The sequence below is a fragment of the Calidithermus terrae genome, assembly GCF_003574345.1.
Lineage (GTDB): Bacteria > Deinococcota > Deinococci > Deinococcales > Thermaceae > Calidithermus > Calidithermus chliarophilus.
Map to the genome: position 1 here is coordinate 1 of NZ_QXDL01000029.1, position 26,455 is coordinate 26,455.

The 26,455-nt window shown below is 70.0% G+C and carries 27 protein-coding genes; 9 read left to right on the plus strand and 18 right to left on the minus strand.

Features of this window, described 5'->3' with window-relative positions; translation table 11 throughout:
- Positions 1-163 precede the first annotated feature (163 nt).
- From Mterra_RS05275 to Mterra_RS05295, 5 genes are all read right to left on the minus strand, one after another.
- The gene (locus tag Mterra_RS05275; protein WP_119314224.1) at positions 164-1,273 is read right to left on the minus strand and encodes a type IV pilus twitching motility protein PilT; all 1,110 of its coding nucleotides are present in this window, start codon (positions 1,271-1,273) and stop codon (positions 164-166) included.
- 83 nt (positions 1,274-1,356) lie between these two features.
- The gene (locus tag Mterra_RS05280) at positions 1,357-4,017 is read right to left on the minus strand and encodes an ATPase, T2SS/T4P/T4SS family (RefSeq protein WP_119314225.1); all 2,661 of its coding nucleotides are present in this window, start codon (positions 4,015-4,017) and stop codon (positions 1,357-1,359) included.
- A 16-nt stretch (positions 4,018-4,033) separates the two neighbouring features.
- Positions 4,034-4,507, minus strand: a complete 474-nt coding sequence (locus Mterra_RS05285; RefSeq protein WP_119314226.1) for a YqeG family HAD IIIA-type phosphatase — start codon at positions 4,505-4,507, stop codon at positions 4,034-4,036.
- Between the two features lie 200 nt (positions 4,508-4,707).
- On the minus strand, positions 4,708-5,433 hold the full coding sequence (pgeF, locus tag Mterra_RS05290) for a peptidoglycan editing factor PgeF (protein ID WP_119314227.1): 726 nt from the start codon (positions 5,431-5,433) through the stop codon (positions 4,708-4,710).
- Between the two features lie 30 nt (positions 5,434-5,463).
- Entirely contained in the window at positions 5,464-5,742 is a 279-nt protein-coding gene (locus Mterra_RS05295) for a heavy-metal-associated domain-containing protein (RefSeq protein ID WP_119314228.1), read from the minus strand.
- 304 nt (positions 5,743-6,046) lie between these two features.
- On the opposite strand from Mterra_RS05295, the gene Mterra_RS05300 reads away from it, so the two are divergent.
- Genes Mterra_RS05300 through Mterra_RS05320 form a run of 5 tightly spaced genes read left to right on the plus strand, consistent with a single transcriptional unit; the run spans position 6,047 to position 8,950 of the window.
- Positions 6,047-6,544, plus strand: coding sequence for an SRPBCC family protein (locus Mterra_RS05300; RefSeq protein WP_119314229.1), 498 nt, complete (start codon positions 6,047-6,049; stop codon positions 6,542-6,544).
- Positions 6,545-6,546: 2 nt separating this feature from the next.
- Complete coding sequence (locus tag Mterra_RS05305; RefSeq protein WP_119314230.1) at positions 6,547-7,029, plus strand: DUF4385 domain-containing protein; 483 nt, start codon at positions 6,547-6,549, stop codon at positions 7,027-7,029.
- Positions 7,026-7,991 carry an apurinic/apyrimidinic endonuclease family protein gene (locus Mterra_RS05310; protein WP_119314231.1) on the plus strand — a complete coding sequence of 322 codons (966 nt, stop codon included), beginning with the start codon at positions 7,026-7,028 and terminating at the stop codon, positions 7,989-7,991. The genes Mterra_RS05305 and Mterra_RS05310 overlap by 4 nt, the downstream gene beginning before the upstream one ends.
- 11 nt (positions 7,992-8,002) lie before the next feature.
- Complete coding sequence (locus Mterra_RS05315) at positions 8,003-8,194, plus strand: DUF2188 domain-containing protein (protein WP_119314232.1); 192 nt, start codon at positions 8,003-8,005, stop codon at positions 8,192-8,194.
- Between the two features lie 15 nt (positions 8,195-8,209).
- Entirely contained in the window at positions 8,210-8,950 is a 741-nt protein-coding gene (locus tag Mterra_RS05320; protein ID WP_119314233.1) for a DUF421 domain-containing protein, read from the plus strand.
- Between the two features lie 89 nt (positions 8,951-9,039).
- On the opposite strand, the gene Mterra_RS05325 is transcribed toward Mterra_RS05320, so the two are convergent.
- From Mterra_RS05325 to Mterra_RS05340, 4 genes are all read right to left on the minus strand, one after another.
- Positions 9,040-9,420 (minus strand): four-helix bundle copper-binding protein, encoded by a 381-nt coding sequence (locus tag Mterra_RS05325; protein WP_119314234.1) that lies wholly within the window; start codon positions 9,418-9,420, stop codon positions 9,040-9,042.
- Positions 9,421-9,523: 103 nt separating this feature from the next.
- Positions 9,524-10,726 (minus strand): NAD(P)/FAD-dependent oxidoreductase, encoded by a 1,203-nt coding sequence (locus Mterra_RS05330; protein ID WP_119314235.1) that lies wholly within the window; start codon positions 10,724-10,726, stop codon positions 9,524-9,526.
- Positions 10,727-10,729: 3 nt separating this feature from the next.
- Entirely contained in the window at positions 10,730-11,176 is a 447-nt protein-coding gene (locus Mterra_RS05335) for an RlpA-like double-psi beta-barrel domain-containing protein (RefSeq protein WP_147372560.1), read from the minus strand.
- A gap of 247 nt (positions 11,177-11,423) precedes the next feature.
- Positions 11,424-12,101, minus strand: a complete 678-nt coding sequence (locus tag Mterra_RS05340) for a response regulator transcription factor (RefSeq protein ID WP_036218185.1) — start codon at positions 12,099-12,101, stop codon at positions 11,424-11,426.
- A gap of 152 nt (positions 12,102-12,253) precedes the next feature.
- On the opposite strand from Mterra_RS05340, the gene Mterra_RS05345 reads away from it, so the two are divergent.
- The 3 genes from Mterra_RS05345 to Mterra_RS05355 all read left to right on the plus strand — a co-directional run bounded on the left by Mterra_RS05345 (position 12,254) and on the right by Mterra_RS05355 (position 14,405).
- Entirely contained in the window at positions 12,254-12,517 is a 264-nt protein-coding gene (locus Mterra_RS05345) for a GlsB/YeaQ/YmgE family stress response membrane protein (RefSeq protein WP_027891272.1), read from the plus strand.
- Positions 12,518-12,615: 98 nt separating this feature from the next.
- The gene (locus Mterra_RS05350; RefSeq protein ID WP_119314237.1) at positions 12,616-13,512 is read left to right on the plus strand and encodes a diacylglycerol/lipid kinase family protein; all 897 of its coding nucleotides are present in this window, start codon (positions 12,616-12,618) and stop codon (positions 13,510-13,512) included.
- Between the two features lie 50 nt (positions 13,513-13,562).
- On the plus strand, positions 13,563-14,405 hold the full coding sequence (locus Mterra_RS05355; protein ID WP_084542142.1) for a PHP-associated domain-containing protein: 843 nt from the start codon (positions 13,563-13,565) through the stop codon (positions 14,403-14,405).
- Positions 14,406-14,677: 272 nt separating this feature from the next.
- Here the strand turns inward: Mterra_RS05355 and Mterra_RS05360 are convergent, their stop codons facing one another.
- The 9 genes from Mterra_RS05360 to Mterra_RS05400 form a co-directional block, all read right to left on the minus strand.
- Positions 14,678-16,726, minus strand: coding sequence for an ATP-binding protein (locus Mterra_RS05360; RefSeq protein WP_119314238.1), 2,049 nt, complete (start codon positions 16,724-16,726; stop codon positions 14,678-14,680).
- Between the two features lie 19 nt (positions 16,727-16,745).
- Positions 16,746-17,177 (minus strand): response regulator, encoded by a 432-nt coding sequence (locus Mterra_RS05365; protein ID WP_218022880.1) that lies wholly within the window; start codon positions 17,175-17,177, stop codon positions 16,746-16,748.
- Positions 17,178-17,191: 14 nt separating this feature from the next.
- A complete protein-coding gene (locus tag Mterra_RS05370) occupies positions 17,192-19,192 on the minus strand; it encodes an ATP-binding protein (RefSeq protein ID WP_119314239.1) in 2,001 nt (666 codons plus the stop codon).
- A gap of 362 nt (positions 19,193-19,554) precedes the next feature.
- On the minus strand, positions 19,555-20,478 hold the full coding sequence (locus Mterra_RS05375; RefSeq protein ID WP_119314240.1) for a carbohydrate kinase family protein: 924 nt from the start codon (positions 20,476-20,478) through the stop codon (positions 19,555-19,557).
- Positions 20,475-21,128: a transaldolase family protein gene (locus Mterra_RS05380; protein ID WP_119314241.1), complete on the minus strand. Its 654-nt coding sequence runs from the start codon at positions 21,126-21,128 to the stop codon at positions 20,475-20,477. Before Mterra_RS05380 ends, Mterra_RS05375 begins: the two co-directional genes overlap by 4 nt.
- A gap of 187 nt (positions 21,129-21,315) precedes the next feature.
- Positions 21,316-22,182, minus strand: coding sequence for an ATP-binding cassette domain-containing protein (locus Mterra_RS05385; RefSeq protein ID WP_218022881.1), 867 nt, complete (start codon positions 22,180-22,182; stop codon positions 21,316-21,318).
- 1 nt (position 22,183) lies between these two features.
- On the minus strand, positions 22,184-23,176 hold the full coding sequence (locus tag Mterra_RS05390; protein WP_027891267.1) for an ABC transporter permease: 993 nt from the start codon (positions 23,174-23,176) through the stop codon (positions 22,184-22,186).
- A gap of 63 nt (positions 23,177-23,239) precedes the next feature.
- On the minus strand, positions 23,240-24,259 hold the full coding sequence (locus Mterra_RS05395; protein ID WP_119314242.1) for a sugar ABC transporter substrate-binding protein: 1,020 nt from the start codon (positions 24,257-24,259) through the stop codon (positions 23,240-23,242).
- A 76-nt stretch (positions 24,260-24,335) separates the two neighbouring features.
- Positions 24,336-25,352 carry a LacI family DNA-binding transcriptional regulator gene (locus tag Mterra_RS05400; RefSeq protein ID WP_119314243.1) on the minus strand — a complete coding sequence of 339 codons (1,017 nt, stop codon included), beginning with the start codon at positions 25,350-25,352 and terminating at the stop codon, positions 24,336-24,338.
- A gap of 374 nt (positions 25,353-25,726) precedes the next feature.
- Here Mterra_RS05400 and Mterra_RS05405 point away from each other — a divergent pair.
- The coding region (locus Mterra_RS05405) for an AfsR/SARP family transcriptional regulator (RefSeq protein ID WP_275054064.1) at positions 25,727-26,455 on the plus strand (729 nt) is incomplete at its 3' end.

Consider the following 26,455-nt stretch of genomic DNA (forward strand, 5'->3'; position numbering starts at 1 on the left):
GTCCTACGTCGTACGCGAAACGCAAGACGCAAGACGCTGAACGCCCCTCCCTCCGGCCGGAGGGAGGGGCGTTCAGCGTCTTGCGTCTTGCGTTTCGCGTACGACGTAGGACGTACGACCCGCATTCGGCTATCGGCTATCAGCTACCGGCCAACACCCCACCTCACGACCGCGTCGGCCGCGCCCCCGGCTGGGGCTGCTGCTGCCCTATGCCCGCCAGGCGGGCGAACTCCTTGGGGTCCACGGCACGGGTCATGCCCGTGTCGTAGGTGATGAGCTTGCGGCGGTAGAGGTCGGCGAGGTAGGCGTCCATGGTGATCATGCCGTACTGGCCGCCGGTCTGGATGACCGAGACGAGCTGGTGGGTCTTGCCCTCGCGCACCAGCGCGCGCACGGCGGGGGTGGCGATCATGAGCTCGTAAGCCAGCACGCGCCCGCCGCCGAAGGCCTTGGGCAGGAGCTGCTGGGTCATCACGGCCACCAGGTTGTTGGCGAGCTGGACGCGGATCTGCTCCTGCTGGGCCTCGGGGAAGACGTCAACGATGCGGTCGATGGTCTCGGGGGCCGAGTTGGTGTGCAGGGTGCCCATCACCAGGTGGCCGGTCTCGGCGGCGGTGATGGCGGCGGAGATGGTCTCGTAGTCGCGCATCTCGCCCACCAGGATCACGTCGGGGGCCTGGCGCAGCACCGAGCGCAGCGCGCGGTGGAAGTCGTGGGTGTCGGAGCCGATCTCGCGCTGGTTGATGATCGAGGACTTGTGGCGGTGGAAGAACTCGATGGGGTCCTCGATGGTGACGATGTGGCAGCGGCGGCGCTCGTTGATGTAGTCGATCATCGAGGCCAGCGTGGTGGACTTGCCCGATCCGGTGGGCCCGGTGATGAGCACCAGCCCGCGCGGCGAGAGGGCGATTTCGGCGACGTTCTTGGGCAGGCCGAGCTCCTCGAAGCTCTTGACCACCGTGGGCACCACGCGCAGCACCCCGCCCACGCTGCCGCGCTGCAGGAAGACGTTGACGCGGTAGCGGCCCTTGTTGGGTAGGCTGAAGGAGAAGTCGAGCTCCTTGTCCTCCTCGAAGGAGCGCTGCTGCTTCTCGTCCATCAGCGCGTACATCAGGCGGCGGGTGTCCTGGGGGGTGAGGGGCTCGTGCTCGGAAGGGTGGAACTCGCCGTCCACCTTGATCATGGGGGGCAGCCCCACGGTGATCACCAGGTCGCTCGCGCCCCGGTCCACGGACAGGGTCAGGAGATCTACAATGTCGGGCGCCTTGAGCATTCGGTCCTCCGTTAGTCCAGTTCTACCAGCGCATGGCGGGTTCGGGTGTTCATGATGGCCTTAGGGAGTGAGAACGCCGTGCCTCACTCGTTGGTCTTGGCCATGACCTCCTCGAGCGTCGTGACCCCCTGGAAGGCCTTCATGATGCCGTCCTCGCGCAGGGTGGCCATGCCGCCCTTGCGGGCGATCTCCTTGATCTCGGTGGCGGTCTTGCCGGCGACGATGGCGTGGCGCACGTCGTCGTCAACGACCATCAGCTCGTGGATGGCCGCGCGGCCCTTGTAGCCCGTGCCGTTGCAGCGCTCGCAGCCGGTGCCCTTGTACAGCACCTTGCCCTTGATGTCGCTCTCGCGCAGCTCGAGGCGGCGCAGCACGTCGGGGTCGGGCTCGACCTCCTGCTTGCAGTTCTCGCACACCCGCCGCACCAGGCGCTGGGCCAGCACCCCGATCAGCGAGGCCGAGACGTTGAAGGCCTCCACGCCCATCTCGTCGAGGCGGGTCACGGCGCCGGCGGCGTCGTTGGTGTGCAGCGTGGCGATGACCAGGTGGCCGGTGAGGGCGGCCTCGGTGGCGATCTTGGCGGTCTCGGAGTCGCGGATCTCGCCGACCATGATGATGTCGGGGTCCTGGCGCAAGAACGAGCGCAGCGCCCTGGCGAAGGTCAGGCCCGCCACCGGGTTGACCTGGGTCTGGTTGATGCCGGGGATCTCGTACTCGACGGGGTCCTCGATGGTGGTGGTGTTCTTGTCGGGGGTGGCGATGCGCTTGAGGATGGAGAAGGTGGTGAAGGACTTGCCCGAGCCCGTAGGGCCGGTGATGAGGAAGATGCCGTAGGGCTTGGCGATGACGTCGGTGAAGCGTTGGAAGACCCCGGTCGCGAAGCCCAGGCCCTCGATCTCGGGGATCTCGGAGGCCTTGCGCAGCAGGCGCATCACGATCTTCTCGCCGTAGACGGTGGGCAGCGTGGACAGGCGCAGGTCGAGGTCGATGCTGCGGTCCTTGTAGCGCACGCGCCCGTCCTGCGGCAGCCGCCGCTCGGCGATGTCGAGGTTGGCCATGATCTTCACGCGGCTCGCCAGCGCCGGCCCGGCCCCCTTGGGCAGCTTCATGTACTCGCGCAAGGACCCGTCCACGCGGATGCGCACGAGCAGGTCGGTCTGGCGCGGCTCGATGTGGATGTCGGAGGCCTCCTGCAAGAAGGCCTCGCGGATGACGGTGTTGACCAGCTTGACGACCGCGTTGTCGTCGAGGGCGCTGGTATCGACGACCTCCTCGCGGGCTTGCTTCTTCTTCTCGAACTCCTTGGCCAGCTCGTCGATCTCGCCCGCGCCGCCGTAGAAGCGCTCGATCAGCTTGGTGATGGCGGCCTCGGTGGCGACGGCGGGGAGGATCTCCTTGCGGGTGATCATCTTGAGGTCGTCAACGGCCAGGATGTTGCGGGGGTCCTTCATCAGCACCACCAGGGTGCTGCCGTTCTCGAGGTGGTGCGGGAAGATGGTGTAGCGCCGCACGGTGGACTCGGGCACCAGCGTGATGACCGAGGGGTCCGGCGGGGTCTCCACGGGGTCGATGTAGGGGTAGCCGAGCTGCGCCGAGAGGCTCTTGGCGAGCATCTCCGGCTTGATCTTGCCCGACTGCACCAGGGTGTCCTCGAGCTTCTTCCCGCCCTGGCGCTGCTTGTTGAGCGCGTCGTCAACGTCTTCTTGGGTGATGTAGCCCAGCTCGACGAGCACCTCGCCCAGCGGGCGGATCTTGCCCATGCGCCGCTGCACGCTCAGCGCCTCCTGCAGCGCCTCGCGCCCGATCTTGCCCTCCTGCACCAGCGCCTCGCCCAACCGCGACTTCTCGGGGTAGGCCTTGGCGAAGAGGGCTTCCCACGCCTTCGGCAGCGTCAGCACGAAGCGCACCGGCCGGGCGATGGCGGTGCGGATGGCCTCGACGTGGCGGGGGTCGGAGAGCACGACGAGCACCTGCGTGCCGTCCTGGCGCACCGGCACCGCCTGGTAGCGCAGGGCGTCGGCCCGCAGCAACAGCGCGGCGATCTCCATCTGGAGCTCTAAGTCGTCGGTGCGCTCGCGGAACTCGATGCCCGCGCGCTCGGCGAGGGCCTGGAAGAGCTGGGACTCGCTGATGGCCCCGCTCTGCACCAGGATGCGGCCCAGCAGCTCGCCGGTCTTCTCCTGCTGCACCAGGGCCTGCTCGAGGGTGTCGCGGTCAACGAAGCCCTTGCCCATGAGCAGGTCGCCCAGCCGCATCTCGCTCTCGCTCGTCGACTTGGGGGCGTCGGGGACGTGCAGGCCGAGCTCGGGGTAGTTCTTGGCGAGGGCGTAGTTGAAGGAGGAGCGCGTCGTCTGGTAGGGCTCGATGATCTGGCCGGTGATGTCCTCGAGCTCCTCGAGCACGAGGTTGTCGAGGGGGTTCATCAGCGCGACCCGCAGGCTGCCGCCCTCCAGCGCGAAGGGGATGGCCTCGAGGGTCTTGGCCTTCTCCGCCGGCACCAGCGCCTTGATCTCCGGGGGGATCTCGAGGGTGGCGAGCTCGACCAAGGGCACGCCGAAGGTCTCCTCGATGGCCTGGGCGATGCGGCGCTCGGAGAGCAGCCCCAGCTCGATGATCACGTCGCTGAGGGTGCCGCCTACCTCGCGGTGCTGCTCCAATGCGCGCTGGAGTTCTTCGTCCTCGAGGAGGGCCATGTCCAAGAGGGCCGCTCCGAGTCGTTTATCGCCAATGGTCAGTACGTTCATCCCGCATCCACCTGCCCTATTGCTTGAGAATCAGCCGTTCCAACTGCCGCACCAGCTTGGTGTAGCCCAGCTCTTTATCGGAGACGGGGGTCACCAGGACCGTATAGGCCCCGGCCAGGTTGCCCCCCAGCACGTCGGTGAAGACCTGGTCGCCCACCATCGCCACCTGCGAGGCGGGCAACCCCAACTGCTTGAGCCCCTTGCGAATGCCGAACCAGGGTTTCCCGGCCAGCCCGATGCCCTCGACCCCCAGCTTGGCCGACCAGGCCTTGAGCCGCTTGCGGCGGGCGTTGGAGACCAGGAAGACCCGGACCCCGGCCGCCTCGAGCCCCCGCACCCAGGCGATGATGGCCTCGGGGGCCTCGCCCTTGAACTTGTAGGGCACGAGGGTGTTGTCCAGGTCCACCAGCAGCCCCCGGATCCCCCGCTCCTGGAGCCATTGCGGGGTGATCTCGAGCACCGAGGACAACTGGGCTTTGGGCCTAAGCATCCACAAGTAGTGTAGCGTTACTTCCCCCGGATGGGGGGTCATACGTCACGGGAGGACACGCCTTGATTGGGGGAGGCTAAATGTCGGTGGCCGGTAGGCGGGGGCGGGTCGTACGTCCTACGCCGGACGCCGAACGCAAAACGCCTTGGCCCTAACCCCTCGACGAACCACCGGGCGCGAGGACGGAACGTCCTCGCGCTTCAGCGGGGCAGTAGGATCAGGCCCCACATGCGGCCGGTGCGGCCGCGGTCGCGGCGGTGGGAGAAGAAGCGCTCGTCGTGGAGGGTGTCGGCGCCTGAGGCCCAGAAGTGTTCGGGGAGGATGCCCGCGTGCAGGGCCTGCTGGCGCAGGGCGGCGACGAGGTCGAGGCGGAAGCGGCCCGGCGTGATGGGGTCGGGGTGGAAGCACTCGAGGCCCGCTCGGGCGAACTGCTCGGCCACCTCGGGGCCTACCTGGAAGCCGGGGCCGGCCCCCGGGCCCAGCGCCACCCGCACGTCCTGGGGGCGGCTGCCGTAACGGGCTTGCATCCGCTCGAGCGCCGCCGGCAGGATGCCCGCCACGGTGCCGCGCCAGCCGGCGTGCAGGGCCCCGACCACCTGGCGCACGGGGTCGTGCAGCAGCACCGCGTAGCAGTCGGCCACGCCCACGCGCAGCAGGAGGCCGGGCACGCCGGTCAGCAGGCCGTCGCCGGTCCGCACGCCCGGGCCCTCGACCGCGTGCACCGTGCTGCCGTGCACCTGGTCGAGCGCGGCGACCGGCGGGTCGCCGAAGCGCTGCAGCACCCGGCGCTGGTTCTCCAGCACGGCCTCGGCCGCGTCGCCGGTGGAGGCGGAGAGGTTGAGAGTGGCGTAGGGCCCCTGGGAAACCCCGCCCTCGCGGGTGGTGAAGCCGTGGGGGACCTCGAGCAGGGGGGCGGTGAGGAGCATCCCGCTTATCCTAACGGCCCCGTTCCGGGCTCAGGCCCCCTGCGCCCGCAGGGGGTCGAGGTGCTCCCCGCCCAGCCCCAGCGTCTTCACCTCCAGCCCGGCTTCCTCCAGGCGCTTCTGGATCTGCGCCCACTTGATGCGCTCGGAGTCGAAGACCACGTGGGCCATCTCGGTCTGGGCGCTGATGAACGCGCCGATGACCCCGGGGAGGGCCTCGAGCTCCGCGCGCAGGCGCTCGAGCTGGGCGGCCTTGAGGTTGGGGCCGCTCAGGGTAACGATGATGCGTTTGATTCGGGATAGGGCGGACACGGCAGGGCTCCTGGGCACGGCCGGCGGGGACCGGCCGGTATTTGCAGCAGTATGCGGGGTTTTGCTGAGTACAGACTGAAGCCAGGAGTTACGCCCGGGCCTTCACCGTTGCTACCCCCCCTGAAACGGCGAAAACGCCTCGTGGGGCCGTTCCTTCCGGTGGCCGCGCCGGCCTCAGCCCGGCCTCAGGAAGACGTCAGGGCCAAGTCAGAGCCCTTCCTTATCGTATAAATCATGCTGTCGAGGGATATTTTGGAGGAAATTGTAAAAACCTCCGCGTTCCGGTCGTCGGGGAGGGGGGGCGATGGGGCTGCGCGGTGAAGCCACCGTCGTCGTCCACGCCCCGCTGCCGGAGGTGTGGGAGGAGTTCGTGAGTTTCGAGCGCTGGCCCGAGTGGTCGAGCTCGATCCGGGCGGCGCTGCGCGAGGGGACTGGCTGGCGCTTCGTCTACCGCGGGGCGCAGGACGTGGACCTGAGTTTCGTGCTGCGCGCGACGCGCTGGGAGCCGCGCCGCCTCGTCGCCTTCGAGACGGTGAAGGAGCTCGAGCACAACGCCGACGTCAAGGGCTGGGCCAGCCTCGAGCGGGTCGAGGGCGGCACCCGCCTCACGCTGTTCGTCGAGGCCCAGGCCGACGCCGGCTCGGGCCTGGCGCAGAAGCTCGCCGGCTGGTGGGCCCAGGTCTTCGTCGAGCACAGCAAGAACCTCAAGGTCGTGCTGCAGGACTTCCAGGCCCACCTCGAGGGCGACCGCCCCACCCCGCCCCTGGCCCCCGACGACGCGGCGCTCTCCTCGGGAGGTTAGCCGTGGCGGCCAAGGACTACGCCCGCCACTACCGCGACACCGACTTCCGCGCCCACCCCGAGCGCTACCGGGTGGGCAAGGGGGAGCAGGGGGTGCTGCTGGCCGAGCCCTACAAGAGCGAGCTGCTGCCGCACTGGCGCTTCCGCACCCCTGAGGTCGCGCAGGAGTCGGCGGAGAAGCTCTACGCCTGCTACCTCGAGTACAAGCGCCAGGGCGACTTCGTGGGCATGGACATGGCCCGCAAGTTCCTGCAGATGGGCTACACCCGGGCCCTGCGCTACGCCCGCCACCGCTCGGGGCGCAAGTACGCCAAGGCGGCGAGCGGGGAGGCCAACCCCAAGGGGCCCGAATTGCCGCTCGAGCCCGACCCCGTCAAGGCCCAGTCGGCGGCCATCTTCCAGAGCTATTACCTCAAGGTCGTGGAGGACCCCGAGTACCTGCGGCTGAGGCAGCAGCACGTCACGCAGCACGAGAGGACCGTATGAAAGCGACGACCGGAGGACCCAACCTCGGACTGGTCTGCATCACCCACAGCAAGGCGGTGCGCTACCACACCTACCAGCTCTCCCGCTACCGCCTGCTCCCCGACGAGCTCAAGGGTTACGTGCTGGAGGAGCTGTACCAGGCCAACCTGCGCACCCTGCTGCGGGCGCTGGAGTTCTGCGCCAGGTGGGGCATCCGGCTCTACCGCCTCCCCCCCGACCTCTTCCCCCTCAGCGACCTGTGCGACGGGGTGGGGGAGATGGTGCTCGAGGGGCTCAAGCCCGAGCTGGCGAAGGTGGGCCAGGCGGCCGAGCGGCTGGGGATCCGGCTGGTGGCCCACCCCGAGCCCTTCGTGGTGCTCAGCTCCGAGTCGCCCCTGGTCGTCGAGCGCAGCATCGCCGAGCTCGAGCACCAGGCCCAGCTCCTCGACTGGCTGGGCTTGCCCCGCTCGCCCTGGGCGGCCATCACCATCCACGGGGGCAAGGGCGGCCGGGGCAAGGCGCTGGCCGAGGTGGTGCGGCAACTGCCCACGCCGGTCTACAACCGGCTGTGCCTGGAGAACGACGAGCGCTTCTACGGCGCCGGCGAGGCCCTCGAGGCCTGCGTCGAGGCCGGGGTGCCCATGGTCTTCGACGCCCACCACCACGTGGTCAAGGAGCGCCTGGACGGCTTCGACCACCCCAGCGTCGCCGAGTTCGTGCGCCTCGCGCGCGACACCTGGCCCAGGGCCGAGTGGCAGGTCGTGCGCATCTCCAACGGCCGCGACGCGCTGCACGACGGGGCCCACCACGACCTGGTGACCGTGGTGCCCGGCTGCTACCGCCAGGTGCCCTGGATCGAGGTGGAGGCCAAGGCCAAGGAGATGGCGATCGCCCACCTGCAGGCCCACTGGCTCAAGGACGGGGCCGGCTCGAGCCCCGCCGAGAGCACCCCCGCCCCCGTGCCCGCCTCGGCTCGAGGCTAGGAGGAACAACCATGCCCTGGACCCGTGAGGACTACCCCGAATCGCTCAAGAACTTCACCGCCACCGTGCGGAACAAGGCCATCGAGATCGCCAACGCGCTGCTGGAGGAGGGCTACGACGAGGGCCGAGCCATCGCCATCGCCACCGACCGGGCCAAGGAGTGGGCCGAGAACCGGGGCAAGCGCGTGCGCAAGGACGAGTAGCCGCCCTCCGCGCCCATGGACGAGGCCATCCGGGTCTTCGACCTCGAGCGGATCTTCCTGGGCGATAAGCCCCTGCTCTACGCGCTCGAGATCCTCTTCCGCACCGCGGTCATCTTCCTTTACACCCTGGTGCTGCTGCGCTGGATGGGCAAGCGCGGCATGAGCCAGCTCACGCCCTTCGAGTACGTGCTGATCGTGGCGCTGGGCTCGGCGGTGGGCGACCCCATGTTCTACCCCGACGTGCCCTTGCTGCACGCGATGGTGGTGGTCACGGGGGTGGTGCTGCTGCAGCGCGGGCTGGTGCGCCTCACCGAGCGCAACGAGCGGCTCGAGCGCTTCGTCGAGAGCGCCCCCACCGCCTTAGTGCGCGACGGGCGCCTCGACCTGCGGAACCTGCACCGGGAGGGCCTCTCGCGCGCCGAGCTCTTCGAGGCGCTGCGCGAGCAGGGCATCGAACACCTCGGGCAGGTGCGGCGGGCCTACCTCGAGCCCTCCGGCAAGGTCAGCGTGTTCGCCTTCGCGCCCCGCGAGGCCCTGCCGGGCCTGCCCGTCTGGCCCGACGACGACCCCGAGCAGCCCGCCCGCTGCCCCGCGCGCGGCCCCGCGCCCCGGACGGGGCCCTACGCCTGCTCGCGCTGCGGGCACGTCGCGCGCTTCCTGGGGGGCGAGCCCCTCCTGCCCTGCGACCGCTGCGGCCACGGCGAGTGGGTCGAAGCCTGGCGCCCGGCGCGCCTCGCGGGAGGGCCGCCCGGATGACGCGGGAACGACCGCGGCGGGCTGTCGTTGCCTGAGCGTCGCACGAGCGGCCCTCCCGGTTTTGGGAGGGCCGAGGTGAGACCGAGGGCTCAGGCGAGGGTGAGGAGCAATTCGCCGCAAACCCTGGCGCAGGCCCGGCAGGCCTCCGCACAGGCGCGGCAGCAGGGGTGGTCGTGGCGCTCGCACTCGGCGGCGCAGTCTTCGCAGACCTCGATGCACAGCAGCACCCAGTCCTGCGCGTACTTCGAGCCGCCGAGCAGCGACTTGGTCATGCCGTCGCACACCGCGGCGCACTCCCAGCTCAGGTGGATGCAGCGGGTCAGGGCGCTGGCCTCGTCGTCCTGCAGGCAGGTGCTGGCGCAGCTCTCGCACACGCTGAGGCAATCGAGCGCGGCCTGAATGGCTTCCTGATAATTCGGCTTGATCGCTTCGAGCGCTTGGTAATGGGGTTTGACCGCTTCCAGAACCATCGATTCACCTCGGCTAGGCGCAGTATCGGGGCGGCTACTGAAGCCTTTCGGAGCCAAACCTGAGAGGCGGCTGAGAAACCCGTCGCCCTTCCCACGAGCCCTCTCATCGGTCGAAGCGGAAGACGTGGCGGTCGGGGTTGTCGCGCCCGAGCAGCAGGTCGCGCAGGATCTCGGCCGCGACGAGGCTGTAGGTGATGCCGTTGCCGCCGTAGCCCAGCGCGAAGTAGGCGCGGGGGACCTCGGGGCTCTCGCCGATGTAGGCCAGGCCGTCCTTGGTCTCGCCGAAGGTGCCGGCCCAGGCGAAGGCGGGCTCGAGCGCGACGCCGGGGAACAGCTCGCCGAAGCGCCGCAGCAGCCGCCGCTCCTTGCGGGGGATGCGCCGCTCGCGCAGGGGCAGGGTGCGGTAGGGGTCGTCGGCCCCGCCCACGATGACGCGGTGGTCGGGGGTGGTGCGCACGTAGAGGTAGGGCCGCGCCGTCTCCCAGACGAGGCAGCGCTCGGGCCACAGCGCGCCGGGCTCGAGCGGCTCGCTGACGAAGGCGTAGGTGTTGCGCAGCACCGCCAGCCGCTGCCGCAGGTAGGCCTGGGTCTCGTAGCCGCTGGCGAAGACCATGGCGCGGGCGCTCACGCCGTAGCCCCGGTCGGTCGCCAGCCGCACCCCGGCGCCGGGGTAGCTCCAGCCCGTCACCTCGGTGCGGTCGTAGACCCGCAGGCCCCGGGCTTCGGCGGCCTCGAGCAGGCGGTGGGTGAGCCGGTAGGCGTCGGCCTCGGCGGCGGTCTGGGAGCGGAGGGCGCCGGGCGCGCGGACGCCGTAGCGTTCGGCCAGCTCGCCGCGCCCCAGGAACTCCACCGCGATGCCGATGCGGCGGCGGGCCTCGGCCTCCGCGCGCAGCGCGGCGACGTGGCGCGGGCTCGAGGCTAAGTACAGGCTGGGGCGGCGCTGGAGGGAGCAGGGGTCGTCGAGCGTGCCCACCAGGGCCGCGAGCTTGTCCACGGCCTCGAGGCACAGCCGGTAGGCGCGCACCGCGTGCTCCTCGCCCACCCGCCCCACGAGGTCGGTGAGGTGGGTGTCGATCTCGTACTGCAGCACGGCGGTGGAGGCGGCGGTGCTGCCCATGCCGACGTCGCGCCGGTCGAGCACCACCGTCTCGAGGCCGGCCTGCACCAGGTGGTAGGCCACCAGCGCCCCCGTGATCCCCCCGCCGACCACCGCCACCTCGCAGCGCTCCTCGCGCGCCAGGGGCGGGTAGACCCGCAGCAGGCCGTTTTGGATCGGCCAGAAGGCATGGCCCGAGCGCAGGTCCACCGGCTACTCCAGGATCAGGCGGGCCTCGGCGACGCCGTAGCGCCGCGCGGGCTCGTGCGCGGCCACCAGCACGTCCACCCGCTTGCGGTAGCGCCGGTTCATGGTGTCGTTGACGACGCCCAGCAGCTCGCGCCCGTTCTCGAAGACCAGCCGCACCCTCTGCCCGCAGCGCCGCCGCCCGTCCTCCCGGAAGAAGAGGTCGCGCGAGAGCGCGACCTGGACCCAGGGCTCGAGGTTGGGCCCGCAGGCGGCGACGTTGGGGTTGCCGTCGGTCTGGGAGGGGAGGGCCTGGTAGTACGTGACCCGCACCGAAAAAGCCGGCTTCCTGGGCCTGGGCTTCGGCTTGGGCGCAGGAGCAGGCGCCGGGGCCTCGAGGGCGGGCCGGGGTTTGCCGAATGCCGGGGAAATGTCGAGCTCGAGTTTAGGCAACAGGCTCAACACCAACCCCATCGGGGAGAGCAGAGCGCAGTAAATCCCAAACAAACACATACCCCCAAAAATGAGAGGGGGTGCTTAGCAGATCTTGAACCGGGCCTTAGTCCTCGCTGAAGGGGAGGGTCGAGGGCCTAGGGTCGAGGGTCAAAGCGGTTCGCGTTTTGCGTCTTGCGTATTGCGTTTGGCGTACGACGTAGGACGTACGACGCACGACCCGCGCTGCGCGCCCGGCTATCAGCTACCGGCTATTGACTATCGACCCCTAAGGATTCTCCCGCAACACGTACCCCGCCCCGCGGATCGTCTGGATCAGCCGCGGCTCGCCGCCCGCCTCGAGCTTCTGCCGGATCTGCTTGACGTAGACCTCCACCACGTTGACGTCGCCGAAGAAGTCGGTGCCCCAGACCTTGTCGAGGATCAGCTCCTTCGACATCACGCGCTCGGGGTTCTCCAGGAAGGTCTGCAGCAGGCGGAACTCGAGGCTGGTGAGGGAGATGTTGCGCTCGCCACGGCGCACGGTGAAGGCCTCGGTGTTCATCTCGAGGTCGGCGAAGCGCAGCACGGTGGGCGCTTCGGCCTGGTGGCGGCGCAGCAGGCTGCGGATGCGGGCGACGAGGACGTCGAAGCTGATGGGCTTGGTCACGTAGTCGTCGGCGCCGGTGTCGAGGCCTTTGATCTGGTCCTCGGGCGCGTCCTTAGCGGTGAGCATGATCACCGGCAACTTCTCGTCGGCGGCGCGCAGGCGGCGCAGCACCTCCACGCCGTCCATGCCCGGCATCATCCAGTCGAGGATCACCAGGTCGGGGTAGCGGTCGCGGGCCTGGTTGAGCCCAGCCTCCCCCGACTCGGCCAGGTCTACGGCGTAGCCCTCGTAGGACAGGCCCCGCTTGAGGAAGTTCCGCACGCTGGGGTCATCATCGATCACCAGAATCCGCTGCATGATTCATGTTCTACACCGACAAGCCCCCCAATTTGTAGCCCATACCCCCTCAGCCCTGCCTCAGAGGAGCCACAGTGTGAGCTAAGACAGCTTCTCTAATTTCGAGACATCACCAGGCCCCGACAGGAGCCTGGAGCCAAGGAGGAAAGGGTATGGATTGGATTATCGCGATTCTGGTAGGGGCCCTGATCGGTTGGCTGGCCAGCCTGGTCATGGGGACGGACGCGCGGCAGGGCGCCATCGCCAACATCCTCATCGGCATGATCGGCTCCGCGCTGGGCCGCTGGATCTTCGCGGACGTGCTGGGCATCGGGGGCGCGGCGGCGGCCGGCTCGCTCTCGCTGCTGGGCATTTTGTGGGGGGTGCTGGGCGCGATCATCCTGATCTTCATCCTGCGCGCCGTACGGGTGCTCTGAAGACTCCTTGAGCCGGGGCTCCCCCGCGAAGCACACCGGTGCTGCACCGCGACGGGAGCCCCTCTTTCTGTGGCGTTAGTGCCGAGCGAGAACCCACCATGCGGGTCACCCTGATCCACAACCCGGCCGCCGGGGGCGCCGGCAGCCTCTCCAGCAGCGACCTCGAGGCCGCCCTGATCCTGGCCGGCTTCAACGCCCAGCACCGGCCCACCGAGTCGGTCGAGGACCTGCCCGAAGCCCTCGAGGACCCCGGCGACCTGGTGGTGGTCGCCGGGGGCGACGGCACCATCCGCGCGGTCGCGAGCCACCTGGCCGAGCGGGGCGTCCCGATGGCGGTGGTGCCTCTGGGCACGGCCAACAACATCGCCGGGGCGCTGGGCGTGCGCGGCAACCCGCGCGAGGTCGTGGAGGGGCTGGCCCAGCCTGAGCGCCGCCGCTTCGACCTGGTGGAGATCAGCGGGAGCTGGGGGCGCGACTTCTGCCTCGAGGCCGCCGGGGTGGGGCTCTTCGCCGCCACCATGTCCACCTACGACCCCGAGGCCGGCAAGAGCCCCCTGCGGGCCCTCACCGCCACCATCCAGACCCTGGCCTCCTACCAGCCCTGCGAGGTGCGCGTGCAGCTCGACGGCACCACCCTCGAGGGGCCCTTCCTGCTGGTGGAGGCCATGAACACCCCCGCCATGGGCCCGCGCGTGCGGCTGGCCCCCGACGCCGACCCCGGCGACGGCTGGCTGGACGTGGTGCTCATCAACCCCGAGCAGGGCGTCGGCTTCGGCGCCTACCTGCGCGGCCTGCTGCAGGAGAAGCTCGACGAGCTGCCCAACGTCACCGTCGAGCGTTGCCGCACCCTGACGCTGGAGTGGGAGGGCTGCCCCTTCCACCTCGACGCCGAGCTGCGCTCCCCGCCCGACGGCGGGCGCGAGCGGGTCAAGCTCGAGCTCAAGCCGGGGGCGCTGGAGGTGTGGGTGCCCAGCGCGGTGGCCCAGCCCGCCTAGAGCGCTCGAGACCGGACGTGACGCGAGGGAAGAGCACGGTAGGAGGGAAGATGCCCACTGAAGAGCACGACCCCAAGAAGACCCCCCCGGTCGAGCAGCCCCCGCAGGCCAAGCCCAGCCCGAAGGAGGTGCTGGAGAGCGGGGCCACCCCCGCCCCGGCCTCGGCCGCGCAGGTGCCCAGCGGCACCATACGCATGGACCTGCACTGCCACAGCGAGGCCTCGGCCGACTGCCGCACCCCGCTCAAGGCGCTGCTCGAGCGCGCCATAGCCAAGGGCATCCACGTGCAGGCCATCACCGACCACAACGAGATCTGGGGCGCCTTGAAGCTGCGCGAGCTGGCCCAGGGCACCCCCCTCACCGTGATCGTGGGCGAGGAGGTCTCGACCCGCGAGGGCGAGATCATCGGGCTGTTCCTGCACGAGAAGATCCCCGCCGGCCTCAGCCCCGAGGAGACCGTCGAGCGCATCAAGGCCCAGGGCGGGCTGGTGCTGCTGCCCCATGGCTTCGACCCCCTCAAGCGCCACCGCCTGCACCCCCTGGCCCTGCAGCGCGTGGCCGACCAGATCGACATCGTCGAGAGCTTCAACGCCCACATCTCCCGCCCGACCTGGAACCGCCGCGCCGCCCAGTGGGCTAAGGAGCGCGGCCTCCCCGTCAGCGCCGGCTCCGACGCCCACACCCTCGTCTCCATCGGCGCCGCCTGGGTCCAGACCCCCGCTCGAGCCGTCCAGACCCCCCAGGACCTGCTCGCCGCCCTCCGCGAGGGCACCGTGATGGGCGAGTGGACCCACCCCGCCTGGGCCTTCGTGCTCAAGATGTGGGACTTCGGCCGCCGCCGGCTGGCGCGGCTGACGAATCCTGAGATGGCGGAGGCGGTGGACGGGCGCTGAGCGCGGGTCGTGCGTCGTACGTCCTACGTCGTACGCCAAACGCCAAACGCCAAACGCAAGACGCAAGACGCAAGACGCAAGACGCAAGACGCCTCTTCTTCACCCCCTTAGCAAGGGGGGCTGGGGGGGATAACCCCTCTCTGCGCGCGGGGAGGGCTTCCTTTCACCACGAGCCACGACCCGGTTTTGCTGACGGCTGACGGCTGAAAGCTCGCCGCTCACTGCTTCCCCGTGCCTTGCAGCATTCAGCTATCGGCTATTGCCCCCGGCCCCTACCGCGCGCTCGCCTGGGAGACCTTCGCCAGGGGCAGTTGCACCACGGGCGTGGTGCCGTGGCCCGGCTCGCTCTCGAGCCAGATGCTGCCCTTGTGGCTCTCGACGATCCACTTGGCGATCGCCAGGCCTAAGCCGCTGCCGCCGGGGTCGTGGCTGCGGGAGGTGTCGGCGCGGAAGAAGCGCTCGAAGACGCGGGGGAGGTCGGCGGTGGGGATGCCGGGGCCGTTGTCGCGCACGCGGAACTCGGCCTTGTCTTCGCGCACGCTGAGCTCGAGCTCCACCCAGCCGTCGGGGGGGGTGTACTTGAGGGCGTTGTCGAGGAGGATGAGGGCGAGCTGCTTGAGGTAGTCGCTGTCGCCCAGCACCTGGGCCTGTGCCAGCGACCCCAGCCGCAGGTCGTGGCCGCGGGCCAGGTGGCGGGCCTCCTCGAAGGCGGTGAGCAGCACGTCGCCCAGGGGGAGGGGGTCGTTGCGCACGGTGACGCCCCCGTCGCCGCGGGCCAGCGTCAGCAGGTCGCTGACCAGGCGGTGCATGCGCCGGGCCTCCTGGCGCATCTCCCGCAACGCCTCCTCGCGCTCGGCGGGGGGCATCTGGGGGAAGCGCTCCATGAGCTCGAGGTTGCCCAGGATGGCGGTGAGGGGGGCGCGCAGCTCGTGGGCGGCGTCGCTGACGAAGCGCTTCTGGGACTCGTTGATCTGGCGCAGCCGGGCCTCGCTCTCGCGCAGGGCGGCCTCGGCCAGGCGGTAGGGGGTGATGTCGTGGGCGATGCCGCTGAGGATCAGCGGGCGGCCGCGGGCGTCGCGGGAGACCCGGCCGCGGTGCTCGACCCACAGGTAGTCGTTGCGCTCGCTGTGCCAGACCCGGAAGGTGGCCCGGTACTCGTCGCCGTGCTCGAGGGCGGCGCGCAGGCGCGCGTCGAAGTCGGCCTGGTCCTCGGGGTGCACCACCTCGCGGTAGCGCTCGCCCAGCAAAGTCTGCACGGCCTGGCCGCCCAGCACCTGCTCGGCGGTGTCGGAGAACATCACCTGGCGATGGCGCAGGTCCCACTCCCACGCCACCATGCCCGCCGACTCCAGCGCCAGCGCCAGCCGCGACTCCAGCGCCCGGTTGCTGGCCTCCAGCCGCGCCATCATCTCCGCGCGCTCCAGCGCCAGCCCCAGCGTCGCGGCGGCGCGCGCCATCAGCTCCCGCTCGGTCTCGAGCCAGGGCCCGTGCAGCTTGGGCCGCCCCGCCGAGAGCACCGCGCGCACCTTGCCGTCCGAGCCCCGCACCGGCTCGAGCGCCACGCCGTAGGCGGGGAGGTCAAGGTCGAGGTGCTGGGGCAGGGAGAGGTAGTCTTCGGTGTACAGCGCCGTGCCGCGGTCGATGACCTGCCACATCACGCTGGGCACCGAGCGGGGGATGCCGCCCTCGGCGGTGCGGGCGAAGGGCTCGGGCAGGCGGCCCCAGACGTGGATGAGCACCAGCGTGTCCCCGTCCTGCTGCACCAGCGCCATGTAGTCGGCCTTGAGCAGCGGCCCGACGTGGGAGGCCGCGGTCTGGGCGACCTGCTCGGGGGTGCGGGCGGCGTGCAGGGCGTCGCTGAGGGCCGCCAACAGCTCCGAGCGCTTGCGGGCGGCGTGCAGCAGGCGGTTCTGCTCGGTGAGCAGTTGCTGGGTGCGGGCGCGCTCGACGGCGTAGCGCAGGGCCTTGGCGAGGCCCTGGCCGTCCACCTGGCCCTTGACCAGGTAGTCCTGCGCCCCCTCCTTCACCGCCGCCAGGGCCACCCCCTGGTCGCCCAGGCCGCTCATCACCACCAGCGGCAGCACCGGCGCGGCGGCCCGCATGCGGTGCACGGTGTCGAGGCCCTGCGCGTCGGGGAGCGAGAGGTCGAGCAGCACCACGTCCCAGGGGTCGCGCTCGTGCTGGAGGCGCTCGAGCGCCGGGGCGAGGTGGGTGAGGTGCTCGAGCGCGAAGGCGTCCGGTGCGGCTTCCTCGAGCAATTCCTGCACCAAGAAGGCGTCGCCCGGGTTGTCCTCGACCAGCAGTACCCTGAGCCTCGACACGCGGTTCCCCTACCGAATTTTACGCCGTGGCCTTGGGCGGCAGCCGCACGATCGCCAGCCAGAAGTCCTCGAGCGAGCGCACCACCTGCATGAACGCCTCGAAGTCTACGGGCTTGGAGATGTAGCAGTTGGCGTACTGCTGGTAGCTCCGCACGATGTCCTCCTCGGCCTGCGAGGTGGTGAGGATGACCACGGGGATCTCCTTGAGGGCCGGGTCGCTCTTGAGCTCGGTGAGCACCTCGAGGCCGCCCTTCTTGGGCAGGTTGAGGTCGAGGAGGATGATGTCGGGGCGGGGGGCCTGGGCGTAGGCGCCCTTGCCGCGCAGGAAGTTGAGGGCTTCCACGCCGTCGCCCACCACGTGCAGCCGGTTGCGAACCTTGGCCTCCGCCAGCGCTTCGCGGGTCAGCTCGACGTCGCCGGGGTTGTCTTCAACTAACAGGATCTCGATCATAGCACTCTTCACGATCATACTCTTTCCTCTGCCGCAGGCCAGGTGAAGTAGAAGGTGCTGCCTGTCTCAGGGGAACTCTCCAGCCACATCCGCCCGCCGTGCCGCTCCACGATCTTCTTGCAGATGGCAAGGCCGATACCCGTGCCAGGATACTCTTCCTTGCTGTGCAAACGCTGAAAGATAACGAAAATCCTTTCATGGTACTGTGGCTCGACCCCGATCCCGTTGTCGCTGACGCTGAATTTCCACATCGCCCCCTCGGGCTGGGCGCAGACGCGGATGTAGGGCGTGACCCCGGGCCGGCGGAACTTGAGGGCGTTGACGAGGAGGTTCTGGAAGACCTGGGCCAGTTGGCTGCGGTCGGCCTGCAGGCGGGGCAGCTCGCCGACTTCGAGCCGGGCCCCGCTCTCCCGCAGGGCCACCTCGAGGTCCCTGAGCACCTCCTGCATGACCTCCCCCGCGTCGGTGGGCTGGGGCTCGCGGCCCTTGGTGCCGACTCTAGAGTAGCTTAGCAAATCCTGGATCAGCTTCTGCATGCGGTTGGCCCCGTCGACGGCGAAGTCGATGTACTGGTCGGCCTTCTCGTCGAGCTGGCCGCGGTAGCGCCGGGCGAGGAGCTGGGTGTAGCTGCTGACCATGCGCAAAGGCTCCTGCAGGTCGTGGGAGGCGACGTAGGCGAACTGCTCGAGCTCGCGGTTGGAGCGCTCGAGCTCGGCGGTGCGCTCGCGCAGCTCGGCCTGGTTCTTCGAGCGCTCCAAGGCGATGCCCACCGCCGCCACCGAGCGGGCGATGAGCTCGCGCTCCTCGGCGGTCCACTCGCCCAGCGCGCTGGGGCGGATGGCGGAGATGATCCCCGTGACCTTACCGCCCGGGGTGCGGATGGGCTCGATGGCGAGCCCGAGCTCGGGCTGGCCGGGCGGCTGGCGTTCGCCGGTGTAGAAGCGGTGGTCGTAGAGGGGCCGCCCGCTGCGGATCACCTCGGTCGCCTCAGGAGAGGCCGCCAGCGGCACGCCCGTCTCGAGCACCGGCCCCATCTCCGGCGGCAGCTCGCCGTACCAGCCGGTGAACACCAGCGTGTCGCCCACCAGCTCGTTGACGAACATGTAGCTCGCTCCCAGGAGCTGGTTGAGGCCCTGGATGGCGATTCGGGCGACCTCCTGCGAGGAGGTGGCGCTCTGCAGGGCGTCGGTGAGCGCGGCGAGCAGCTCGGAGCGGGTGCGGGCGGCCTCGAGGCTGTGGGTGGTGCGCTCGAGGGAGGCGGCCATGAGGTTGAAGGCGGTGGCGAGTTGCCCCACCTCGTCCCGGCTGTGCACCGCCACCCGCACGCCGTAGTCGCCCTCGGCGATCTGCTCGGTGGCCCGCTGGAGGCGGCTCAGGCGCTCGGCGACGGTGCGGCTGAGGCCCAGCCGCAGGCCCAGCGCGGCCACGATCACCAGCAGCAGCAGCAGCCAGGGCAGGGCGGTGAGGGTCTGGGTGGCGCGGTTGCTGCGCTCGCGGATGAGGTTGAACTGCAGCTCGGTGGCGCGCTGGAGGCTGTCGAAGCGGATGCGCAGGGAGTCGAAAAGCACCTTGCCGTCGCGCAGCAGGGCGTTCTGCTCCTCGGGGGTGAGGGTCCGGCCGAGCTCGACCTTGGCGACGGAGGGCTTGGCCCACTCCTCGATGAAGGAGTAGACCGCCTCCTCCAGCCGCTCGACCTCGCCGGGGAACAGCCCCATCTCCCGCAGCCCCGCCAGCGCGGTCTGGGTGTCGCGCAGGCCCTTGTTGTAGGGCTCGAGGAAGCCGGGGTTGCCGCTGAGCTGGTAACCGCGTTGTCCGGTCTCGATGTTGAGCACGGCGATCTCGAGCTGGTCGAGGTAGGTGTCGAACTGCCCGACGCGGTAGCGCTCGTTGAGGGCCTGGTTGAGCTGCAGGCCCGTGGTCAGCAGCACCACCACCATCCCCAGCACCGGGATCATGAACGCCACGATCAGCAGCTCGAGCTTGCGCTGCAAGGAAAGGTCGGCCCAGCGCCTCATGCTGCCTTCACGCTACCACCTCGAGTTGAGGCCGCGCTAAAGCGCTCATCCCCTGGCGACAGGCGATTTCTCTTCGTTGCCTGCGGGAGGGGTGTGTTGCGGTGGGGTGGTTTGGCGGGGACCGCTCCGCCGCCCGGGGTGCGAGGGGCTCCAGGTTACCGGCAAAGCCGGTACGGCCTACGGCCACCCCCTCCCGCGCGGGCCGCACACCCCGGCCGGGGGGCGGCACGGCATGAGCGCCCGTCTACTGGGGCGTGGGGCTGTAGCCAGCCTGCGGGGCGGGCACAGCCCCAGTGGACGGTCGATCCCAACAGGGCGTTTTGCGTACGACGTACGACCTGCGTTTTGCGTCTTGCGCTCGGCTATCGGCTATCCACCTCATGCCCCCACGGCGGGTCCGCCCCCGGCCGCGTGCAGTTGATCGCCGCGGCCTGGTTGGCGAAGGTGAGGAGCTGCTCGAGGCCGGGCTCTTCCAGGCCTCCCACGCCGGCGCGGCTCAGGCGGCCGTGGCGGTGGAGCCAGGCCAGGGCGGCGCCCATGAAGGAGTCGCCGGCGCCCACGGTGTCGGCGACCTCGACTTTGGGGACGGGGACTAGGCGGGTGGCGTTGGCGTTGAGGGCCAGGGAGCCGGCGCCGCCCAGGGTGACGAGGACGAGGGCGGGGCCTTTGGCGAGCCAGTCCTGGGCGATGCTCTTGGGGGACTCGCCGGGGTAGAGCCACTCGAGGTCGGCCTGGCTGACCTTGACCAGGTCTACGAGGCCCAGCCAGCCCTCCAGGCGCTCGAGGTAGGCGGCGCGGTCGGGGATGAGGCCGGGGCGCACGTTGGGGTCGAGGGAGAGGAAGCGGCGGCGCGACTCCTGCTGCATGAGGTATTCCAGGGTGCCGGCGGTGGGCTCGAGCACCAGCGAGATCGAGCCGAAGTGCAGCGCGGCGTCCTTGGGCAGGGCGGGGAGCTCCTCGATCTCGAGCGAGCGGTCGGCGGTGCCCCCGGCGTAGAAGGAGTACTCGGGCTCGCCGGTCTCGAGGTGCACGAAGGCCAGCGTGGTGGGCTCGCGGGCCTCGACCACCCACCCCAGCGAGACCCCGCTCTCCTGCAGGTGCTGGCGCAGCAGGCGGCCGAAGGCGTCGTGCGAGACCTTGCCCAGGAAGCCGGTGGGCGCCCCCAGGCGGCCGGAGGCCACGGCCACGTTCATCAGCGAGCCGCCGGGGTGGGGGCGGTAGACGGTGCGGCCGCCGTAGGGCAGGGAGGTGAAGTCGATCAGGGCCTCGCCACAAGCGATGATCACGATGAAACCTCCTTCATGGCCTGCTCGAAGGCCAGCACGGCCGTCTCGGTGAGCGGCTCGTCGAAGAACTGCCGGGCCAGGGCGGGGCCCAGGGTGAAGGCGCGCACCCCGTCCTGGCTCAGCGCCACCACGTCGTCGGGGTGGCGCAGGCTGGCGGCGAGGATCTGGGTGGGGCTCTCCAGCTCGCGCAGCAGGCGCTGCATGGCCGCGACCTCGGCCCGCGCGTTGCGCCCGGCCTCGCCGATGCGGCCCAGGTAGGGCGCGACGTACTGCGCCCCGGCCAGCGCGCCCAAGAGGGCTTGGGCGGGGGTATAGACGGCCGTAAGCAGCACCGGGCAGCCCTGCCGCCGTAGCTCGGCCGCCGCCTGGCAGCCGGCCCGGTTCACCGGCAGCTTCACCACCACCCCCTCCCCGATCGCGCGCAGCTCGAGGCCCCGCGCCACCAGGCTCTCGGCGTCGGGGCCCCAGCTCTGGAAGAAGACCTCCTTCGCGCCCAGCCCCATGGCCCAGGCGTAGAACTCGGGGAGCTGCGCGGTCTTTAGGCCCGCCGCCTGCAGCAGCAGCGGGTTGGTGGTCACGCCCCAGAACAGCCCCGTGCGCAACAGGGGCTCGGCCAGGGGGCGGTCGGCGGTGTCGAGGTAGAGGCGCATTCCCACAGCCGAGTTTGAGGCAAGTTCACAGCCCGCGCAAGAGAAAGCGGCAATTGGCTCGAGGCAAGACACCGGGCGTCGGACGCGGGGGGTAGGGCTCCGCGTGCGAAAAGGCGTATGGACCTCGACCCCGAGCCCTCGGCGTGTTTTTGGGCCCTGGGCGCTCAGCGTTGGGCCTCGGGCGTATTCAGTGCGCCAGCTCGTCGGGGGAGAGCTCCTCCGGGCTCATGGCCCCGGTCATGACCGCGACCGTGTGGGCCATGCTGATCCTCCGGGGGTTGACCACGGCGGCCCGCCTGCCCAGGCGCTGGATGTGGATGCGGTCGGCGATCTCGAAGACGTGGGGCATGTTGTGGCTGATGATGATCACGGGCAGGCCGCGGTCGCGCACCCGGCGGATGAGCTCGAGCACCATGTTGCCCTCCTTCACCCCCAGGGCGGCGGTGGGCTCGTCCATGATCACCACGTGCCGGGCGAAGGCCGCGCTGCGGGCGACGGCCACGCCCTGGCGCTGCCCGCCCGAGAGGGTCTCGACCGCCTGGCTCATCGAGCGGATGCCGATCTTGAGGTCCTTCATGCTGTTGGTGGCCTCCTCGAGCATGCGCTTCTTGTCGATGACCCGTAGCAGCCGCGCCAGCAGGCCGGGCTTGAGGATCTCCCGCCCCAGGAAGAGGTTCTCCGCGATGGTCATGGCAGGGGCCACCGCCAGGTCCTGGTACACGGTCTCGATGCCGTGGCGTCGCGCGTCGAGGGGGCTGCGGAAGTGCACGGGCTTGCCGTCGAGGATGATCTGGCCCTCGTCGGGGATGATCGCGCCCGAGAGCGCCTTGATGAGCGTGGACTTGCCCGCGCCGTTGTCGCCGATGACCGCCAGGATTTCCCCTTCCCGCAGCTCGAAATCGGCCCCGTCGAGCGCGGTGAGGTGGCCGTAGCGTTTGACCAGGCCGCGGGCCTCGAGCACCACCTTGGCCTGGGTGACGGGCTGCCGGGCCTGGTCGAGGGGCAGGCCGGGGTTTGGCGGGGGGGTTCGTTGTGGGTTGGGACGGAATTCCATCTCAGCCCCTCCTCTTCGAGAGCTGGTCGGCGGTCACGGCCAGGATCACCAGGACGCCGGTGATGAGCACCTGGTATACCGAGGAGACGCCGGTGAGGGTCAGGCCGTTGCGAAAGACGCCCACGATGATGGCGCCCAACAGCGTGCCCAGGATCATGCCCCGGCCGCCGAAGAGGCTGGTGCCGCCGAGCACCACGGCGGTGATGGTCTCGAGGTTTTCGGTCTGCCCGGCGTTGGGGTCGCCCACGCTGGTGCGTGAGACCAACAGCCACCCGGCGATGCCGTAGAAGAGGCCGGCGACGGTGTAGGTCAGCAGCAGCACCCGCTGGGTGGGGATGCCCATCAGGCGGGCGGCCTCGGGGTTGTTGCCCACGGCGTAGAGGTGGCGGCCCGGCGCGGTCTCGCTCAGCAGGAACCACACCAGCAGGTACAGCGCGATCATCAGCACCACGCCGTAGGTGATTACGGTCTCGCCCAGGCGGAAGGTGTTGCCCCAGAACAGCAGCGCGTCGGGCAGGCCGGTGACGGTCTGGGCCTTGGAGTAGATCTGGGTTAGGGCGAAGGCGATGTTCATGGTGCCCAGCGTGACGATGAAGGGCGGCAGCTTGACCCGGGTGATGAGCAGGCCGTTGAGGAAGCCGAAGCCGGTGGTGACCGCCACACCGCAGAGGACGGACAGCAGGGGGGGCAGGCCGAGTTCGACGGCGAACTTGGTCATGACCATGGTGCCCAGCGCCATCACGAAGCCCACCGAGAGGTCGATGCCCCCGGTGAGGATCACCAGGGTCTGCCCGATCGCCAAGACCCCCACCACCAGCACCTGCTGCAGGATGAGCGAAAAGTTCTGGCCGCTCAGGAAGCGGTCGGACTGGGCGCTGAAGAAGAGCACCGCCAGCAGCAGCGCGACGAAGGGTCCCAGGACGGTAATGCTCGGCAGCCGCTCGAGCAGTCGCCGGGGGGTGGGGACTGTGCCGGGAGATCGTTGTTCCGCCATAGGTTCCTCACTGCGGGGTGGGAAGGCCCAGCGGGCCTTCCCACGGCCGGGTGCCTGGGCTGCTCACTTCCCCCAGCAGTTGGCCAGGCCGTACTTCACATCCTTGCTGCTGACGCCGGGCACGGGCTGCTTGGCGATGAGGGTCACGCCGGTGTCCACGTAGCCGCGGGCCTTGACCCCGGTCTTGGCGTACTTCACCCCGGCGGCCACGCCGAGGGCGGCCATCTTCAGGGGGTACTGCTGGGAGGTCGCTGCGATCACTCCGCGGTCGACGTTGCGCACGCCTTCGCACCCGCCGTCCACCGAGACGATGATCACGCTCTTTTCCTTGCCCGCAGCCTTGAGGGCCTGGTAAGCGCCGGCGGCGGCGGGTTCGTTGATGGTGTAGACCAGGTTGATGTTGGGGTTCTTCTGCAGGCAGTTCTCCATGGCGGTCTGGCCCTTGGCCTGGTCGCCGTAGGTGTCGGCCATGCAAACGACCTCGGCGGGCTTAGCCAGCTCGTTGCTGTCGGCCTCGAAGCTCTGCAGGCCGAAGCCCTGCAGGAAGCCGTTGTGGCGCTGGGCGCCCACCGGGTGGCCGGGGAAGAGGTCGAGGGTGGCGATCACCGGTTTCTTGCCCTTCATCACCGCGGCGGCGTACTCGCCGATGAGCACCCCGGCCTGGTAGTTGTTGGTGGCGAAGAGCGCGTCTACGGCGTCCTCGGGGTCGGTGGGGCTGTCGAGGGCGATGACCTGCACGCCCGCCGCTTGCGCCTTCTTGATGGCGGGGATGATGGCCTTGGCGTCGCTGGGGGTGATGAGGATGGTGTTGACCCCGGCGGCGACCATGTTCTCGATGGCCGCGACCTGGCCGGCGTTGTCGCCGTCGGTCTTGCCGGCCGCGCTGATGAACTTCGCGCCGAGCTTGGCGGCCTCTTGGCTGGCGCCTTCTTTCATCTTGACGAAGAAGGGGTTGGACTCGGTCTTAGTGACCAGGCCGATGAAAGGCTGCTTGTTCTGGGCCACGACCGAGCTGAGTGCGGCCAGGGCGAGGCCGGCGAGGGTGAGGCCGATGACGACGCGGATGTTGTGGCTCTTGCGCATAGACATGCTCCTTGACGCTTGGGCTAGAGGGCTTGGGACCGGGGCGGGCTTTTTCTCCTGGACTTCCTCCTTGGGGCTAACTCGAGGCGGGCCCGGGCGGGGCCGTGGAATCGCGCGCGATGAAGGTGGTGGCGAGGCGGATGCGGACGGGCTGCACGGGCTTGCCGTGCCGGAGGAGGCTGAGCAGGGTTTCGCAGGCCAGGAAACCGATGTCGTACTCGGGCTGGGCCACGACGGTGAGGGCGGGCTGCATGGTGCGGGCCCAGCGCGAGTCGTCGAAGCCGACGATGGAGAGGTCCTGGGGGATGCGCAGGCCGAGCTCACGGGCGGCGAGCACCGCGCCGACGGTCATCTCGTTGTTGCCCACGAACAAGGCCGTGGGCCGCTCGTCGGGCGGGCGGGAGAGCAGGGCGTGAGCGGCGACGCGGCCCCCTTCCTCGCGGTGGTTGCCGGGCAGCACCCACTCCTCGCGGTAGGGCAGGCCCGCACCGGCCAGGGCCTCGCGGTAGCCCTGGTGGCGCTCGACGGCGGTGGTGATGTCGAGGCGGCCGACGATCATGCCGATGCGGCGGTGGCCCAGCGCGGCGAGGTGCTCGACGGCCGCGCGGGCCCCGCCGACGTTGTCCACCATCACGCTGTGGGCGCCGGGGGTGCCGCTCTCGCGGTCGAGCTCGATGAAGGGGAGGTTGGCGACGAGCTTGAGGTTCTCGCGGGTCTTCGGGGTGGGCACCAGAAGCAAGCCCTGCGGCAGGTGGCCGCGCAGGGCGTTGAGGGCGCGGCGCTCCTTCTCGGGGTCTTCGTCCGTGTTGAAGAGGAAGACGGTGTAGTCGTGCTTCTCGGCCGCGTCCTGCACCCCTTTGGCTACGGTGGCGTGGAAGGGGTTGAGGATGTCGGTGATGACGAGGCCCAAGCTACGGCTGCTGCGCTGGCGCAGGCTGCGGGCGAGCTGGTTGGGCTGGTAGCCGAGCTGCCGGGCGGCCTCGAGCACGCGCTCGCGCGTCTCTCGAGCGACCATGTCGGGCCGGGTGAGGGCCCGTGAGGCGGTGGCGGGGGATACCTGCGCGAGTTTGGCGACTTCCTCGAGGCTAACCATATGCAATCGATTTCATCTTCCGGGCGGATAAACGTCCATTCACGAAGCCTTTAGAACCAGAAGGTTACAGGTTTGCAGGCGGAGGCCTGCAAACGTTTGCGGTGGCTGGTAAGGGAATGATACCCGGGACACGGGAGATGTCAACAAGGGGCTGAGGCCGTCGGAGCCCCCTCGGGGACGGGGCCGCCGGACCAGCCCGTCGCGAATTGTCGCTAAGAAAGGAGCTGGAGCCGAGCCGGGCTCGGCTCCAGGCCGGGCGCACGCGGGGATTTGCCGCAAATTTGAACCGGGTTCAGTGAAGAGGAGTTCAGGGCAGGGCGCCGGTTTCCCGGGCCGGGTGGCCTGGCGGAGGGGCTACACTAGATCCAGGCCCTATGCCCCCCTCGAGCCCGCGCTCGGCAGGCCCCCTGCCCCTGACCCTGCGACTGCTGGGCCCGGGCGGGCTGTGGCTGGGCGGGGAGGCGGTGGCCCTGCCGACCCGAAAGGCGCTGGGCCTGGTGGCCTACCTGGCCCTCGAGGGCCCCGCCTCCCGCTCCCGGCTGGCCGACCTCTTCTGGAGCGAGAACGACGAGGAGAGCGCACGGCGCAACCTGCGGCGGGAGCTGCACCGCCTGCGCGAGACGGCCCTGCGCGAACGCCTGCGCGCCGACGAGAAGGCGGTGGGGCTGGAGGGCCCGCTGGAGATCGACGTGGCGCGCTTCCAGGCGCTGCTCGAGCGCGGCGAGGCCGAGGCGGCGCTGGGGGTGTACGGGGGGGCGCTGCTCGAGGGGCTCGAGCTGCCGGGGGCCGCCGGCTTCGCCGAGTGGCTGCAGGGCTGGCGCGAACAGCTCGACCGGCAGCGGCAGCGGGCCCTGCTGTACCGGGCGGAGAACCTCGAGACTCGGGGCGACTGGCGGGGGGCGCTGGAGATCCACCTGCAACTGCTGGCCGAGGACAGCCTGCAGGAGCGCCACCACCGCGAGGTGATGCGGCTGCACTACCTGCTGGGCGAGCGCGAGGCCGCGCTCGCGCGCTTCGAGCGCCTGAAGGGCACCCTGCGGCAGGAGCTGGGCCTGGATCCCCTCCCCGAGACCCTGCACCTGGCCGAGCAGATCCGCGCCGCT

Bases quoted from the DNA above. Each gene is read 5' to 3' on its own strand.
- Mterra_RS05275 (WP_119314224.1), bottom strand. From the start codon at position 1,273: ATGCTCAAGGCGCCCGACATTGTAGATCTCCTGACCCTGTCCGTGGAC.
- Mterra_RS05280 (WP_119314225.1), bottom strand. From the start codon at position 4,017: ATGAACGTACTGACCATTGGCGATAAACGACTCGGAGCGGCCCTCTTG.
- Mterra_RS05285 (WP_119314226.1), bottom strand. From the start codon at position 4,507: ATGCTTAGGCCCAAAGCCCAGTTGTCCTCGGTGCTCGAGATCACCCCG.
- pgeF (WP_119314227.1), bottom strand. From the start codon at position 5,433: ATGCTCCTCACCGCCCCCCTGCTCGAGGTCCCCCACGGCTTCACCACC.
- Mterra_RS05300 (WP_119314229.1), top strand. From the start codon at position 6,047: ATGGGGCTGCGCGGTGAAGCCACCGTCGTCGTCCACGCCCCGCTGCCG.
- Mterra_RS05310 (WP_119314231.1), top strand. From the start codon at position 7,026: ATGAAAGCGACGACCGGAGGACCCAACCTCGGACTGGTCTGCATCACC.
- Mterra_RS05315 (WP_119314232.1), top strand. From the start codon at position 8,003: ATGCCCTGGACCCGTGAGGACTACCCCGAATCGCTCAAGAACTTCACC.
- Mterra_RS05320 (WP_119314233.1), top strand. From the start codon at position 8,210: ATGGACGAGGCCATCCGGGTCTTCGACCTCGAGCGGATCTTCCTGGGC.
- Mterra_RS05325 (WP_119314234.1), bottom strand. From the start codon at position 9,420: ATGGTTCTGGAAGCGGTCAAACCCCATTACCAAGCGCTCGAAGCGATC.
- Mterra_RS05335 (WP_147372560.1), bottom strand. From the start codon at position 11,176: ATGGGGTTGGTGTTGAGCCTGTTGCCTAAACTCGAGCTCGACATTTCC.
- Mterra_RS05340 (WP_036218185.1), bottom strand. From the start codon at position 12,101: ATGCAGCGGATTCTGGTGATCGATGATGACCCCAGCGTGCGGAACTTC.
- Mterra_RS05345 (WP_027891272.1), top strand. From the start codon at position 12,254: ATGGATTGGATTATCGCGATTCTGGTAGGGGCCCTGATCGGTTGGCTG.
- Mterra_RS05350 (WP_119314237.1), top strand. From the start codon at position 12,616: ATGCGGGTCACCCTGATCCACAACCCGGCCGCCGGGGGCGCCGGCAGC.
- Mterra_RS05355 (WP_084542142.1), top strand. From the start codon at position 13,563: ATGCCCACTGAAGAGCACGACCCCAAGAAGACCCCCCCGGTCGAGCAG.
- Mterra_RS05365 (WP_218022880.1), bottom strand. From the start codon at position 17,177: ATGATCGAGATCCTGTTAGTTGAAGACAACCCCGGCGACGTCGAGCTG.
- Mterra_RS05370 (WP_119314239.1), bottom strand. From the start codon at position 19,192: ATGAGGCGCTGGGCCGACCTTTCCTTGCAGCGCAAGCTCGAGCTGCTG.
- Mterra_RS05380 (WP_119314241.1), bottom strand. From the start codon at position 21,128: ATGCGCCTCTACCTCGACACCGCCGACCGCCCCCTGGCCGAGCCCCTG.
- Mterra_RS05385 (WP_218022881.1), bottom strand. From the start codon at position 22,182: ATGGAATTCCGTCCCAACCCACAACGAACCCCCCCGCCAAACCCCGGC.
- Mterra_RS05390 (WP_027891267.1), bottom strand. From the start codon at position 23,176: ATGGCGGAACAACGATCTCCCGGCACAGTCCCCACCCCCCGGCGACTG.
- Mterra_RS05395 (WP_119314242.1), bottom strand. From the start codon at position 24,259: ATGCGCAAGAGCCACAACATCCGCGTCGTCATCGGCCTCACCCTCGCC.
- Mterra_RS05400 (WP_119314243.1), bottom strand. From the start codon at position 25,352: ATGGTTAGCCTCGAGGAAGTCGCCAAACTCGCGCAGGTATCCCCCGCC.